This window comes from Streptomyces sp. MMG1121 (genome assembly GCF_001280015.1).
Lineage (GTDB): Bacteria > Actinomycetota > Actinomycetes > Streptomycetales > Streptomycetaceae > Streptomyces.
Genome location: NZ_LGDV01000225.1, coordinates 1 through 13,710 on the forward strand (window position 1 = coordinate 1; position 13,710 = coordinate 13,710).

10 protein-coding genes are annotated in these 13,710 nt (G+C 72.3%); 3 read left to right on the forward strand and 7 right to left on the reverse strand.

Annotated features, from left to right (window positions below):
* The 3 genes from ADK64_RS32995 to ADK64_RS33005 form a co-directional block, all read right to left on the reverse strand.
* The coding region (locus ADK64_RS32995; RefSeq protein WP_234384801.1) for a protein kinase at positions 1 to 1,732 on the reverse strand (1,732 nt) is incomplete at its 3' end.
* A gap of 163 nt (positions 1,733 to 1,895) precedes the next feature.
* Positions 1,896 to 4,043, reverse strand: a complete 2,148-nt coding sequence (locus tag ADK64_RS33000; protein WP_199829775.1) for a serine/threonine-protein kinase — start codon at positions 4,041 to 4,043, stop codon at positions 1,896 to 1,898.
* A 211-nt stretch (positions 4,044 to 4,254) separates the two neighbouring features.
* Complete coding sequence (locus ADK64_RS33005) at positions 4,255 to 5,961, reverse strand: glycerol-3-phosphate dehydrogenase/oxidase (protein WP_078992995.1); 1,707 nt, start codon at positions 5,959 to 5,961, stop codon at positions 4,255 to 4,257.
* Positions 5,962 to 6,242: 281 nt separating this feature from the next.
* Here ADK64_RS33005 and ADK64_RS33010 point away from each other — a divergent pair, with 281 nt between their 5' ends.
* Complete coding sequence (locus ADK64_RS33010) at positions 6,243 to 7,451, forward strand: nucleotide sugar dehydrogenase (RefSeq protein WP_053665155.1); 1,209 nt, start codon at positions 6,243 to 6,245, stop codon at positions 7,449 to 7,451.
* A gap of 135 nt (positions 7,452 to 7,586) precedes the next feature.
* Positions 7,587 to 8,162 (forward strand): hypothetical protein, encoded by a 576-nt coding sequence (locus ADK64_RS33015; protein WP_053665157.1) that lies wholly within the window; start codon positions 7,587 to 7,589, stop codon positions 8,160 to 8,162.
* A gap of 71 nt (positions 8,163 to 8,233) precedes the next feature.
* Here ADK64_RS33015 and ADK64_RS33020 read toward each other — a convergent pair whose 3' ends face one another.
* From ADK64_RS33020 to ADK64_RS33035, 4 genes are all read right to left on the reverse strand, one after another.
* Entirely contained in the window at positions 8,234 to 9,358 is a 1,125-nt protein-coding gene (locus tag ADK64_RS33020) for a GuaB3 family IMP dehydrogenase-related protein (protein ID WP_053665159.1), read from the reverse strand.
* A gap of 105 nt (positions 9,359 to 9,463) precedes the next feature.
* The gene (gene guaB / locus ADK64_RS33025; RefSeq protein WP_053665161.1) at positions 9,464 to 10,966 is read right to left on the reverse strand and encodes an IMP dehydrogenase; all 1,503 of its coding nucleotides are present in this window, start codon (positions 10,964 to 10,966) and stop codon (positions 9,464 to 9,466) included.
* 162 nt (positions 10,967 to 11,128) lie between these two features.
* A complete protein-coding gene (locus ADK64_RS33030) occupies positions 11,129 to 11,716 on the reverse strand; it encodes a sigma-70 family RNA polymerase sigma factor (RefSeq protein WP_053665163.1) in 588 nt (195 codons plus the stop codon).
* Between the two features lie 670 nt (positions 11,717 to 12,386).
* Positions 12,387 to 12,998, reverse strand: a complete 612-nt coding sequence (locus tag ADK64_RS33035; RefSeq protein WP_003948568.1) for a response regulator transcription factor — start codon at positions 12,996 to 12,998, stop codon at positions 12,387 to 12,389.
* Positions 12,999 to 13,379: 381 nt separating this feature from the next.
* On the opposite strand from ADK64_RS33035, the gene ADK64_RS33040 reads away from it, so the two are divergent.
* Positions 13,380 to 13,709, forward strand: a complete 330-nt coding sequence (locus tag ADK64_RS33040) for a WhiB family transcriptional regulator (RefSeq protein WP_053665165.1) — start codon at positions 13,380 to 13,382, stop codon at positions 13,707 to 13,709.
* Position 13,710 lies beyond the last annotated feature (1 nt).

The window sequence follows — 13,710 nt, forward strand, 5'->3', positions numbered from 1 at the left end:
GGCCGGAGCGGTCGGGGTGCGGGGCGTAGGGGGAACGGCCGGAGCCTTGGGCAGGACCGGGGCCGTAAGGGGGCAGGTCGGAGCCTTGGCGGCCGGGGCCGGTGTCTGTCCGGTGGGCGGTGTCGGGGTCCTGGGCGGGTGTCCGACCCGGGACGGGCGCGTGCCCCGGGCCCGGGTCCCCGGAGGACAGCACGGGGCGCTGCGCAGCGCCGCCGAGGTCCGGGGAGGTACCGCCGCCGGCCCCGGTGGCACGGGGTGAGGCGCCGTGCCCGGGGGCGCCCTGCGCGCCGTAGGGGCCGACTGCCCGCCCGGGCGGCGTGCTGGTGCCGCGCCCGTCGGGATACGACGGCCACTCCCCACCGTCCCCCCGGTCAGCACCGGTGCCACCCTCCCCGGACGGCCGAGCACCCGGCAACGCCGGGCGGCCCGTCTGCTGGGACTCCTGGACCCCGTAGGGGGCGTCTGTCCGCCCGGTCGGCGTCGCGGAGCCGCGCCCGTCGGGATACGACGGCCACTCCCCACCGTCCCCCCGGTCAGCACCGGTGCCACCCTCCCCGGACGGCCGGGCACCCGGCAACGCCGGGCGGCCCGTCTGCTGGGACTCCTGGACCCGGGCGGCGGCACGCGCGCCCGCGCGGTACGCGGCGATGGCACCGGCGCGGGCGGCACGGATGTCCGCCCCGCTCGGCCCGCTCTCCAGGGCCCGCTGTCCCGCCGGGCCGGACGCCCCGTTCGCCCCCGGCTCCGGCAGGCCGCCGGCCGCCCTCGCCTGAATCGCGGCCCGCCGCGCGGACTCGGGATCGATGTCGACGGAGGGGACACCACCGGCTCCGGCGGAGCCACCGACCACCCCGCCCGTACCGTCCGCCCCAGCCGGCCGACCGCCGTGACCGGGGGCATCCCCCGGTCTCCCGGCGTACGGCGGACCGCCGGCCGAGCCGCCACGCGGTCCCGGAGACCCGCCCGAGCCACCGTGAGGCGCGCCTGAGCCGCCACCGGGCCCGCCGAAGCCCCCCGCCCCGGCGCCCGCCCCGGCGCCCGGCTCGGCCCGCTCCGCCCCGGTTGCCCCCGGGGCCCCGGTCATGCCCTCGTCCGGCGCATCCGGGCCGTCCGGCCCCGGCACCGGGTCGTATCCGCAGAGCGCCTCCTCCGCCGCGCCGACCGCGAGGCCGGTGAGCATCACGCGGCCGTCGTCGCAGACCAGCACCGTGCGGGCGGTGATGTTGCGGTGTACCCAGCCGTGGGCGTGCAGCACCCGGAGCGCCATGAGCACGTCGGAGGCGACCTCGGCCGCGCGGTAGGGCGACAGCGGCTGCTCGGCGAGGAACGCGGCCAGCGGGCGGGCGGCCACCCACTCGCTGACGATCCACAGGGACCCGCCCTCGGCGAACACGTCGAAGACCTGGTCCAGACGGGGATGGTCGGGGATGCGGGCCGCCGCCTGCGCGGCCTCGACGGCGCGCCGCACGGCCGGGTCGGCGGGCCGGCGGGTGGCGGTCCGGGCGTCCGGTGCCCGCCGGGCCCCGCGCTCGCGCGCGGTGAACCCCTCGGGAAGTCCCTCCGCGTCGAGCACCTCGGCCTCGACGACCTCCGGCAACGGCACCTGGCGGACCAGGACTTCCTGACCGCTGTAGGTGTCGAAGGCTCGGGTCTCGGTGAGTTCGTACTCGTCGGACGGCGGCAACGGCAGGCGGTAGCGGTCGGCGAGCACCCGACCCGCGTAGTCGTCCACTTTGCCTCCCCAGGCCGCCCGGTCGGTCACATCCGTTCGCCTCGCGACCCGTTTCGCACACCCATACGGCTCCGTACGGTCCGCAACCATTCACGATACGTGCCGGAGGCAACCCGCATTGAGTGGATGACGGATTCTCACGCCCCAAACCGCCGCCGGACGACTACGACTTGGGCGTGAAGGACTGCGTCAGCGTCTTCCAGGTGTCCGCACGCAGCGAGCCCGCCCAGTCCGCGTCCTTCGCGGTGTACATCAGCCCGTAGCCGAGGTGTCCGTTGACCACGAACCCCCGGTCGATGGTGTGGTACTTGGTCCCGCCGTCGACGTAGGTGAACTCCCAGTCGGCCGTGTTCCAGTGCCGGTAGTCCACCTTCTCTATGTGAACCTTCTGGTACTGGGAGCGCACCATGGAGCGCTCCTGGTTCTTCCAGTCCGCCACCGGGTCGTCCTTGGGCGACGTCGTCCACCCGACGAGCAGCTTCTGCCCGTCGGGTCCGGTGTAGCGGTCGCCGGCGTCGTCCGTGGACCTGTACGTCCAGCCCTTGGGCAGCCCGATCGAGTAGCCCTGGCCGCCCTTGCGGGTCGACACCGCCGGCGCGGAGCCGGCCGCGGACGAGCTCGCGCTGCCGTCGGGCTTGTTGTCCGATGCCGAAGCGCTACCGGCGGTCGGCGGAGCCGCACGGTCCGTCGACGCTCCACCGCCCGTGCTCCGGTCGCTGCGGTCCTGCTTGGCGGAGGCACTGGCACTCACCGAGGCCTTGGCCCCGCCGCTGTTGTCGTCCTTGCCTCCGTCGCCGCCGAGGGCGACGGCCAGGACGGTGCCGAGCACCGCGAGGGCGACCACCACGGCGATGATCACCAGCGTGCGCTTGGGCACCACGTCGGTCAGCGGCGCTCTCGGCACCGGCCGCGGCGGCAGGTCCAGGTCCGGTGGCGGCATCACGGGCCAGCCCGAACTCGGCTTGGCCGAGCTGGAGTTCGGCCCGCCGGCCGTACCCGGGACCGAACCCTCCGACCGCGCGCCGGGCACGCTGCCCCGCGCACCGGACGAGCCGGAGGAACCGGCGGAGCCCGAGGCGCCGCCGGGAGCGGACGGCCGTACGCCGTCGGCGCGGGACCCGCCCGCGCCTGCCGCACCTGCCGCACCGCCCGTACGCCCCGCCCCGCTCGTCCCGGCCGTACGCCCTGCCCCGCTCGTCCCGGCCGAACGGCCCGTCCCCGCCGGACCGTTCGTGCCCGTCGTGCCGTCGGACGCGGGTGCGCCCGCGCCACCGCCGCTCCTGGTCCGTGTCGCGGCCGCGGCCGTGGCCGCCCCCGCCGCCTTGCGGACCGAACGCAGCGCGCCGCGCAGCTTCTCCGCGGCCTCCTCGCTCCGCCTGCCCTCGGCCGGTCCGGGCTGCGTCGGCAGCGGAACCACCCGCGTGACGTCCATCGGCTCCGGCTCGGGCGCGTGGATGACCTCGTTGAACATGGCCCGGGCGCCGGTGTCGTCGAGCCGCTTGGCCGGGTCCTTGGTGAGCAGGCCGTAGATGACGTCCCGGAGCGGGCCCGCGTTCTTGGGCTCCTCCAGCTGCTCGGTCATCACCGCGGTGAGCGTGGCGATCGCCGAACCCTTGTCGTACGGCGGGGTGCCCTCCACCGCCGCGTACAGCAGACCGCCGAGCGACCACAGGTCGGCCGCCGGTCCCGGCTTGTGGCCGCGAGCGCGCTCCGGGGAGATGTAGGAGGGGGCGCCGACGAGCATGCCGGTGGAGGTGATGGACGGGTCGCCCTCGACCTGTGCGATACCGAAGTCGGTGAGCACGACCCGGCCGTCCTCGGCGATGAGCACGTTGGACGGCTTCACGTCCCGGTGCAGGATGCCCTCGCGGTGCGCGGAGCGCAGGACGTCGAGGACGGCGAGCCCGACCTCGGCGGCGCGCTTCGGCTCCAGCACGCCGTCCTCGCGGATGACCTCGGCGAGGGACTTGCCCTCCACCAACTCCATCACGATCCAGGGCCGGTCGTCCTCGTCGACCACGTCGAAGACCGTCACCGCGCTGTTGTTGCGGATCCGGGCGATCGCCTTGGCCTCGCGCAGGGTGCGCGTGATCAGACGCCGCTTCTCCTCCTCGTCGATGTTCGACGGGAACCGCAGCTCCTTGACGGCCACCGTCCGGCCTAGGGTCTCGTCCTCGGCCCGCCAGACCGTGCCCATGCCGCCGCGGCCCAGCACGTCTCCCAGCCGGTACCGCCCGGCGAGGAGACGACGCTCGCTCTTGTCCTGACGAGTCTCCTGACGAGATGTGCCCGCCCGCTCCGCCTCCGACATGCGTCCCCTCATGCAACCCGCCCTGACAGAGCCTCCATTGTCTCTCACCCGACAAGTGCCCGACGCCCAGGGTGCCGGGAGGAACCGGGACACCGGCGCTTCGGACAGTCCTGTCCAAACCGGTGTCCCAAGTCCTCCCACTCGTGACGAAGCCACCCACGGCGCCCCGCCCCTGACTCCGATTCAGCCCGTGTCCGGCATGTGGTCGCCGCTACAGGGGCACGATGTCCGGCGCCCCCAGCCGGGCCGCGTCCGCCGTCAGGTCGTCGGGTTGGCGCTGGGACTCGCGCTCGGCCTCCACCCGCTTCTCGTAGTGCTCGACCTCGCGCTCGATCTGGTCCTTGTCCCAGCCGAGGACCGGTGCCATCAGCTCGGCCGCCTCACGGGCACAGCGCGTGCCCCGGTCGAAGGTCTCGATGGAGATGCGGGTACGGCGGGTGAGCACGTCGTCGAGGTGCCGGGCGCCCTCGTGCGAGGCGGCGTAGACCACCTCGGCGCGCAGATAGTCGTCGGCGCCCGTCAGCGGCTCGCCCAGGGCGGGGTCGGCGGCGATGAGGTCGAGGACCTCCTGGGCCAGGGAGCCGTACCGGTTCAGCAGATGCTCCACGCGGGCCACGTGCAGTCCGTTCTTGGCGGCGATCCGCGCTCGCGCGTTCCACAGCGCCTGGTACCCCTCCGCGCCCATCAGCGGGGTCTCCTCGGTCACGCAGTCGGCGACGCGCACGTCCAGGCCGTGCACCGCCTCGTCGACGGCGTCCTTGGCCATCACCCGGTAGGTGGTGTACTTGCCGCCCGCGACGACCACGAGTCCCGGCGCCGGGTGGGCGACCGTGTGCTCGCGGGACAGCTTGCTGGTGGCGTCGGACTCCCCGGCGAGCAGCGGGCGCAGACCGGCGTACACACCCTGTACGTCGTCTCGGCTGAGCGGCACGGCGAGCACCGAGTTGACGTGTTCCAGCAGGTAGTCGATGTCGGCGCTGGACGCGGCCGGGTGGGCCTTGTCGAGGTCCCAGTCGGTGTCGGTGGTGCCGATGATCCAGTGCCGGCCCCAGGGGATGACGAAGAGGACGGATTTCTCGGTACGCAGGATCAGGCCGGTGCTGGAGTGGATGCGGTCCTTGGGCACGACCAGGTGGATGCCCTTGGAGGCGCGGACGTGGAACTGGCCGCGCTCGCCCACCATGGCCTGCGTGTCGTCGGTCCACACGCCCGTCGCGTTGACGATCTGCTTGGCGCGGATCTCGTACTCCCCGCCGCCCTCGACGTCCTGCACACGGGCGCCGACGACCCGGTCGCCCTCGCGCAGGAACCCGGTCACACGCGCACGGTTGGCGACCAGTGCGCCGTAGGACGCCGCCGTGCGCACCAGTGTGGCGACGAAGCGGGCGTCGTCCATCTGGGCGTCGTAGTACTGCAGGGCGCCGACCAGGGCGTCCTTCTTCAGGCAGGGGGCGACGCGCAGGGCGTGACGGCGGCTCAGATGACGGTGCACGGGCAGGCCCCGGCCATGTCCGCGGGCCATGGACATCGCGTCGTAGAGGGCGACGCCCGAGCCGGCGTAGAGCCGCTCCCAGCCCTTGTGCTCCAGCGGGTAGAGGAACGGCACGGGCTTGACCAGGTGCGGAGCGAGCCGCTCCAGGAGCAGGCCGCGCTCCTTGAGTGCCTCGCGGACGAGCGCGAAGTCGAGCATCTCCAGATAGCGCAGCCCGCCGTGGATGAGTTTGCTGGACCGGCTGGAGGTGCCGGACGCCCAGTCGCGGGCCTCGACCAGTCCGGTGGCCAGGCCGCGCGTGGCGGCGTCCAGTGCGGTGCCCGCGCCGACGACTCCGGCGCCGATCACCAGCACGTCCAGCTCCCGCTCCGTCATCGCCGCCAGTGCCTCGGCGCGCTGCTCCGGCCCCAGAGTTGCTGTCCTCACCGCTGCCTCCCGCTGTCGCACACTCGCTCGCGTCGGCCGCACCCGGCGGGCGAAGCCCGGTTCACCCCCTCCTCATGCCCAAATTCTGACCGTCTTGCCCGGCTTCAGCCACCACGGGCTCCCAACCTGTGGACAACTCGTGCACAACCCCTGGAAGACACACGAAAACAATCCCGCATAACGGTCATATTTACTCCTAGTGTGACAGAGCGCTCGCTCATCCTGTCCACAGCGATTGCGCACCTGTCCCGCTTCGGCTACTGGGAAGGACGGCCCACGCCATGCCCGCAGACCTCGCCGTCATCGGACTCGGCCCCTACGGCTTGCCGCTCGCCCAGGCCGCCGTCGCCGCAGGCATCTCCACCCTCGGCTATACCACCGGGCCCGAGGCGGGCTCGCTCAGCCCCGCCGAGCTGCGCCGGATGCACTCCGCGGGCTTCAGGCCCGGCACCGACCCCGCCCAACTCGGCCGTGTGCGCACGGCCGTGATCTGTGCACCGACCCCGCGCGGAGCGGACGGCGGGCTCGACCTCGGCCAGGTGGAGGCGGCCGCCCGCGCGCTGGCCGAGCGGCTGCGCCCGCACACCACGGTCATCCTGGAGTCGCCGGTCCTGCCCGGCACGACGGAGGAGTTTCTGCGCCCCCTGCTGGAGGAGGGCTCGGGGCTGCGCGCCGGCCGCGACTTCCACCTCGCCTACTCGCCCAGCCGGGTCGACCCCGGCAACCGCGACCACAGCCCCGCCGGCACCCCCAAGGTCATCGGCGGCCTCACCCCCGCCTGCACCGAGTCGGCCGCCGCCTTCTACGGCCGGCTCACCGACAAGGTGGTCCGCGCGCGCGGGCTGCGCGAGGCGGAGACGGTGCAGTTGCTGGAGACCAACTTCCGGCACGTCAACATCGCGCTCGTCAACGAGATGGCCGTCCTCTGCCATGAGCTGGGCGTCGACCTGTGGGACGTCATCCGCTGCGCGGAGACCAAGCCGTTCGGCTTCCAGGCGTTCCGTCCCGGGCCCGGCGTCGGCGGGCACGGCGTCTCGCAGGACCTGACCGGTCACGCCACCCGCACCCTGCGCATCGTGGAGCTGGCGCAGCAGGTCAACCACCGCATGCCCCGCTACGTCGTCCAGCGCGCCGCGACCCTGCTCAACGAGCACGGCAAGTCCGCCCGGGGCGCGCGCGTGCTGCTGCTCGGCGTCACCTACAAGCCCGACCTCGCCGACCTGCAGGGCACGCCGGCCCAGGAGGTCGCGATCCGGCTGATGGAACTGGGCGCTTCCGTGAGCTACCACGACCCGCACGTGCCCGCGTGGAGCGTCCTGGACCGCCCGGTCCCGCGTGCGGACTCGCTGTACGAGGCGGCCGCCGACGCCGACCTGACGATCCTGCTCCAGCAGCACCGGACGTACGACCTGCAGGGTCTGTCGGTGAAGGCGCAACTGCTGCTGGACACCCGCGGGGCGACCCCGACGGGGGCGGCCCACCGGCTCTGAGCCGGTCACGAACGGAAAACGGCCGGGAGCATTGTCGTTCCCGGCTGTTAGTCTCCCCCGGACTCGCCGCACACGCGTGCGCGTACGTCTCCTTTTCGCCATCCAGTTGAGTCACATCACGGGGGGAAATCTGTCATGAGCCAGTCAGCTCCATCGCCGCAGCCGCAGCCCGGTCCGGTCGGTCCCAATCCGTACGCCCAGCAGCCCGGTCCGGCCGACGGCAACCCGTACGCCCAGCAGGCACCGGCCGGGGCCCCGTACCCGCCGCAGCCGGGCGCCTTCGCCCCGCCGGTGGCGCCCGCGCCGGTCCGGAACACCCTCGCCCTCGGCCTGGTCGCCGCGGTCGTCGCCGCCGTGGCCGCCGCCGCGCTCTACGGCGTCGTCATCGGCGCCACCAAGCACGAGATCGGCTACGCGGCCGTCGGCGTCGGCTTCGTCATCGGCCTCGCGGCCGGCAAGGTGGGCGGCCGCAACCCCGCCCTGCCCGTCCTGAGCGCCGTCCTCGCGCTCGGCTCGGTGTACATCGGCCAGCTGGTCGGCGAGGCCATGATCGGCGCCAAGGCGCTGCACGTGGGCTTCAGCGAGGTGTTCTTCCAGCACTTCTCCGTGGTCCAGGAGGCCTGGAAGCAGGACGCCGACCCGCTGACCTTCCTCTTCTTCGCCATCGCCGCCTTCGCCGCGTTCTCGGGCGCCAAGAAGGCCGCCGCGTAAGGCACACCGGCACCGGAAGGGCCCGCCCACCTGCTCGGTGGACGGGCCCTTCGGCGTCGTACGGCCGGGTGTCAGCGGCGGTGCTGGCTGTCCGCGACGGTCACCTCGACCCGCTGGAACTCCTTCAGCTCGCTGTAGCCGGTCGTGGCCATCGCGCGGCGCAGGGCGCCGAAGAAGTTCATCGAGCCGTCCGGGGTGTGGGACGGGCCGGTGAGGATCTCCTCGATCGTGCCGACCGTGCCGAGGTCGACCTTCTTGCCTCGGGGCAGCTCCTCGTTGACCGCCTCCATGCCCCAGTGGTGGCCCTTGCCGGGCGCGTCCGTGGCGCGGGCCAGCGGGGAGCCCATCATCACCGAGTCGGCGCCGCAGGCGATCGCCTTGGGCAGGTCGCCGGACCAGCCGACACCGCCGTCCGCGATCACGTGCACGTACCGGCCGCCGGACTCGTCCATGTAGTCACGGCGGGCCGCGGCCACGTCGGCCACGGCCGTGGCCATCGGGACCTGGATGCCGAGGACGTTGCGCGTGGTGTGCGCGGCGCCGCCGCCGAAGCCCACCAGGACACCGGCCGCGCCGGTGCGCATCAGGTGCAGGGCCGCGGTGTAGGTCGCGCAGCCGCCGACGATCACCGGGACGTCCAGCTCGTAGATGAACTGCTTCAGGTTCAGCGGCTCGTGCGAGGACGACACGTGCTCCGCCGAGACCGTCGTACCGCGGATGACGAAGATGTCCACGCCCGCGTCCACGACCGCCTTGGAGAACTGGGCCGTGCGCTGCGGGGAGAGCGCGGCCGCCGTGACCACACCGGAGTCGCGCACCTCCTTGATGCGGGCGCCGATCAGCTCCTCCTTGATCGGCGCCGCGTAGATCTCCTGGAGGCGGCGGGTCGCGCGCTCGGCGGGCAGCGCGGCGATCTCGTCCAGCAGCGGCAGCGGGTCCTCGTGCCGCGTCCACAGGCCCTCGAGGTTGAGGACACCCAGGCCGCCCAGCTCACCGATGCGGATCGCGGTGGCCGGGGAGACGACCGAGTCCATGGGAGCGGCCAGGAAGGGCAGCTCGAAGCGGTAGGCGTCGATCTGCCAGGCGATCGAGACCTCCTTCGGGTCCCGCGTACGGCGGCTGGGGACGACGGCGATGTCGTCGAAGGCGTACGCCCTGCGGCCGCGCTTGCCGCGCCCGATCTCGATCTCAGTCACGTCTTGGCCTTTCCCTGATGCGTTTCAGCGTCTCCCAGTATCGCCGACGGGTACGACAACGGCGGCCCCGGTGCACCCGGAGCCGCCGCGGAAAGGCCGTGGTGACTACTTACGGCTGTAGTTCGGGGCCTCGACCGTCATCTGGATGTCGTGCGGGTGGCTCTCCTTGAGACCGGCGGAGGTGATCCGCACGAAGCGGCCCTTGGTCTCCATCTCCGCGATGGTGGCCGCGCCGACGTAGCCCATGGTCTGCCGGAGACCGCCGACGAGCTGGTGCAGCACGTTGGCCAGCGGGCCGCGGTAGGGCACCTGGCCCTCGATGCCCTCCGGCACCAGCTTGTCGTCGGCGGCGACCTCGGCCTGGAAGTAGCGGTCCTTCGAGTACGACCGGCCCTGGCCACGGGACTGCATGGCGCCGAGCGAGCCCATGCCGCGGTACGACTTGAACTGCTTGCCGTTGATGAACTGCAGCTCGCCGGGGGACTCCTCGCAGCCCGCGAGGAGGCTGCCCAGCATCACCGTGTCGGCACCCGCGGCCAGCGCCTTGCCGATGTCGCCGGAGTACTGCAGACCGCCGTCGCCGATCAGCGGCACGCCGGCCGCGCGGGCGGCGAGGGACGCCTCGTAGATCGCGGTGACCTGCGGGACGCCGATGCCGGCCACCACACGGGTCGTACAGATCGAGCCGGGGCCCACGCCGACCTTGATGCCGTCCACGCCGGCGTCGATCAGAGCCTGGGCGCCGTCGCGGGTGGCGACGTTGCCGCCGATCACGTCGACGTTCACGCTCGACTTGATCTTCGCCATCCAGTTGAGGGCGTTGCTGTTGTGGCCGTGCGAGGTGTCGACGACCAGGAAGTCCACACCGGCCTCGGCGAGCGCCTGGGCGCGCTCCAGCGCCTCGGGGCTGGCACCGACGGCAGCGCCGACGATCAGCCGGCCCTCGGAGTCCTTGGCGGCGCTCGGGTACTGCTCGGCCTTGACGAAGTCCTTGACCGTGATCAGGCCCTTGAGGACGCCCTCGTCGTCGACCAGCGGCAGCTTCTCGATCTTGTGCTTGCGCAGCAGCTCCATGGCCTCGGTGCCGGAGATGCCGACCTCGCCCGTGACCAGCGGCATCGGGGTCATGACCTCGTGCACGCGGCGCGAGCGGTCACTCTCGAAGGCCATGTCGCGGTTGGTGACGATGCCGAGCAGCTTCTTGTCCGGGTCGGTGACCGGGACGCCGCTGATGCGGAACTTGGCGCACAGGGCGTCGGCCTCGGCGAGCGTGGCATCCGGGTGCACGGTGATCGGGTCGGTGACCATGCCGGACTCGGAGCGCTTCACGAGGTCGACCTGGTTGACCTGGTCCTCGACGGAGAGGTTGCGGTGCAGCACGCCGACGCCGCCCTGCCGGGCCATCGCGATCGCCATGCGGGACTCGGTCACCTTGTCCATCGCTGCCGAGAGCAGCGGGATGTTGACCCGGACGTTGCGGGAGATGCGGGACGAGGTGTCGACCGCGTTGGGGAGCACGTCCGATGCGCCCGGCAGCAGCAGCACGTCGTCGTAGGTCAGCCCGAGTGTCGCGAATTTTCCGGGCACTCCGTCGACGTTGGCAGTCATGACACCTTCCCCAAATGGCCTTGATCGGTGCGGATGTCCATGCTAACGGGAAGCATCGCTAGCAAATTCCACGGTCCGGGGTCGCTTCAGGCTTCGTATGTTCGTACGGAAACGGAGGCGTGCCCGTCCAGGAGGGGACGACTGGGGCTTCGTCCAAGGGGGTTACTGCTCGGCGAGCGCCCGCAGGCGGCTCAGCGCCCGGTGCTGGGCCACGCGGACCGCGCCGGGTGACATTCCCAACATCTGCCCCGTCTCCTCCGCGGTCAAGCCCACGGCGATGCGCAGCAGGAGCAGTTCGCGCTGGTTCTCGGGAAGGTTGGCCAGCAGCTTCTTGGCCCACGCGGCGTCGCTGTTGAGCAGGGCGCGCTCCTCGGGACCGAGGGAGTCGTCCGGGCGCTCCGGCATCTCGTCCGAGGGGACGGCCGTGGAGCCCGGGTGCCGCATCGCCGCACGCTGGAGGTCGGCCACCTTGTGCGAGGCGATGGCGAACACGAACGCCTCGAAGGGGCGGCCGGTGTCCCGGTAGCGGGGCAGGGCGAGCAGGACCGCGACGCAGACCTCCTGGGCGAGGTCCTCGACGAAGTGGCGCGCGTCGCCCGGGAGCCGGGACAGCCGCGTGCGGCAATAGCGCAGCGCGAGGGGGTGGACATGGGCGAGCAGATCGTGCGTGGCCTGCTCGTCGCCGTCGACGGCACGATGCACGAGCGCACCGATCGCCCCCTGGGCCGTGCCCGCATCGTCCTCGCGCATCGGTCCATGGTGCCTTGCGGCCGTCCGGTCCGTCGCATCGTGTTCGTGGTTGTGCACCGAAGCGTTATGAGCAGGTGCGCCGGCACTCATATCCTGCGCCCTCCCCTTCCGCTCGACCGACTCGTCCCCGAGAGACTCCACATCTCAAGGATGCGGCATCCGCGCCGAAACGAGCAGCGCGCGTCCGGCGGGCCGTCTTGCGCACTGCCCGCCAAGGTGTTCTGCGAGGTCTTACGCCGGGGCGCGCGACCCTGCCACGTGCGCCCCGAAACGCGCCGCACGACACCCGCCGCGGATGCTTCGCCCAGGACCGGCAGGACCGCGCCGACCTGGGCCTCGCCGGGCGACGGTGCCGATCCGGACCGGCGCGCGACGGCGCTCTGCGCACCGCGCGCGACCCTGTTCCCGCGCGCGGGCGGACACCCTGTCGACGACCAGACGCATACGGCGTCATATGTGACCGGATCCACCCCGCGACGGCACATCACAGCCGCTTCCCCGGGCGACCGGGACGCCCGCGCGGGGCCGTCACGGACACCCCGAGGAGGCGCACCAAGTCCCGGCCCGCGAGCGGTGGCTGCTGCCCGGGGCGGCGGATCCACCGGCGGTCACGGGCATGCTGTCGCCCGGGGCCGTCCGGTCCCGCCCGCCCCGCAGGGCCGGGCACCGGCTACCGGACCAGTCCCCAGCGGAAGCCGAGCGCCACCGCGTGGGCCCGGTCCGAGGCGCCGAGCTTCTTGAACAGACGGCGCGCGTGCGTCTTCACGGTGTCCTCGGAGAGGAACAGCTCGCGACCGATCTCGGCGTTGGAGCGGCCGTGACTCATGCCCTCCAGCACCTGGATCTCACGCGCGGTGAGCGTGGGCGCGGCGCCCATCTCGGCCGAGCGCAGCCGGCGCGGGGCCAGCCGCCAGGTCGGGTCGGCCAGCGCCTGCGTCACCGTGGCGCGCAACTCCGCACGCGAGGCGTCCTTGTGCAGATAGCCCCGAGCGCCCGCGGCGACCGCCAGGGCCACGCCGTCGAGGTCCTCGGCGACGGTGAGCATGATGATGCGCGCGCCCGGGTCGGCGGACAGCAGCCGGCGCACGGTCTCCACACCGCCCAGGCCGGGCATGCGCACATCCATCAGGATGAGATCGGAACGGTCGGCGCCCCAGCGGCGGAGGACTTCCTCGCCGTTGGCCGCCGTCGTCACACGCTCGACACCGGGCACGGTCGCGACCGCGCGGCGCAGCGCTTCTCGGGCAAGCGGGGAGTCGTCGCAGACGAGGACGGATGTCATGACCGCCCTCCGCAGCTGATGCGCGTCACCTTGAGCCTCCAGGCTGGTACGGAATCGTCACCTGTGCGGTCGACCGCCTCGGACGCCTGCCCGAGCGCTGGTGTTCTCAACCGCCTCCGCACTCTCAACGACGGTCACTCGAAAGAGTTACGGGGCTGCACACCGTCATCGGCACTCTACGTGAGGGTCTCGACACGGCGCAGACATGGCCGACAGACCCTCAACTTTTCATCACAACCTATGCCCCATTTGGCCGCTTTTCTTCCTGTTTCGGGATGTCTGAGGCTAGATTCGCAATGAGTCATATTTTCATCTCCTTAGACCGGAGATGTACGGTCGTTGGCACCGTATCCGCCCAGAACGGCTACAAGGGGTCACGTAATGGCAGATTTCTCCCGGCTTCCCGGACCGAACGCGGACCTGTGGGACTGGCAGCTGCTGGCTGCCTGCCGCGGGGTGGACAGCTCGCTCTTCTTCCACCCGGAGGGCGAGCGCGGGGCGGCTCGGAGCGCTCGCGAGAACTCGGCCAAGGAGGTCTGCATGAGGTGCCCGGTCCGTGCGGAGTGCGCGGCGCACGCGCTGGCGGTGCGCGAACCGTACGGCGTGTGGGGCGGCCTGACCGAGGACGAGCGCGAAGAGTTGATGGGGCGGGCCCGCAACCGCCTGGTGTCGGCGACGGCCGGCGGCGGGGACACCGCCTCGAACCACTGAA

What these genes read in the sequence shown, in the direction of transcription:
- ADK64_RS33040 (WP_053665165.1), top strand. Translation starts at nt 13,380, where the DNA reads ATGGCAGATTTCTCCCGGCTTCCCGGACCGAACGCGGACCTGTGGGAC.
- ADK64_RS33015 (WP_053665157.1), top strand. Translation starts at nt 7,587, where the DNA reads ATGAGCCAGTCAGCTCCATCGCCGCAGCCGCAGCCCGGTCCGGTCGGT.
- guaB (WP_053665161.1), bottom strand. Translation starts at nt 10,966, where the DNA reads ATGACTGCCAACGTCGACGGAGTGCCCGGAAAATTCGCGACACTCGGG.
- ADK64_RS33000 (WP_199829775.1), bottom strand. Translation starts at nt 4,043, where the DNA reads ATGTCGGAGGCGGAGCGGGCGGGCACATCTCGTCAGGAGACTCGTCAG.
- ADK64_RS33035 (WP_003948568.1), bottom strand. Translation starts at nt 12,998, where the DNA reads ATGACATCCGTCCTCGTCTGCGACGACTCCCCGCTTGCCCGAGAAGCG.
- ADK64_RS33010 (WP_053665155.1), top strand. Translation starts at nt 6,243, where the DNA reads ATGCCCGCAGACCTCGCCGTCATCGGACTCGGCCCCTACGGCTTGCCG.
- ADK64_RS33030 (WP_053665163.1), bottom strand. Translation starts at nt 11,716, where the DNA reads ATGCGCGAGGACGATGCGGGCACGGCCCAGGGGGCGATCGGTGCGCTC.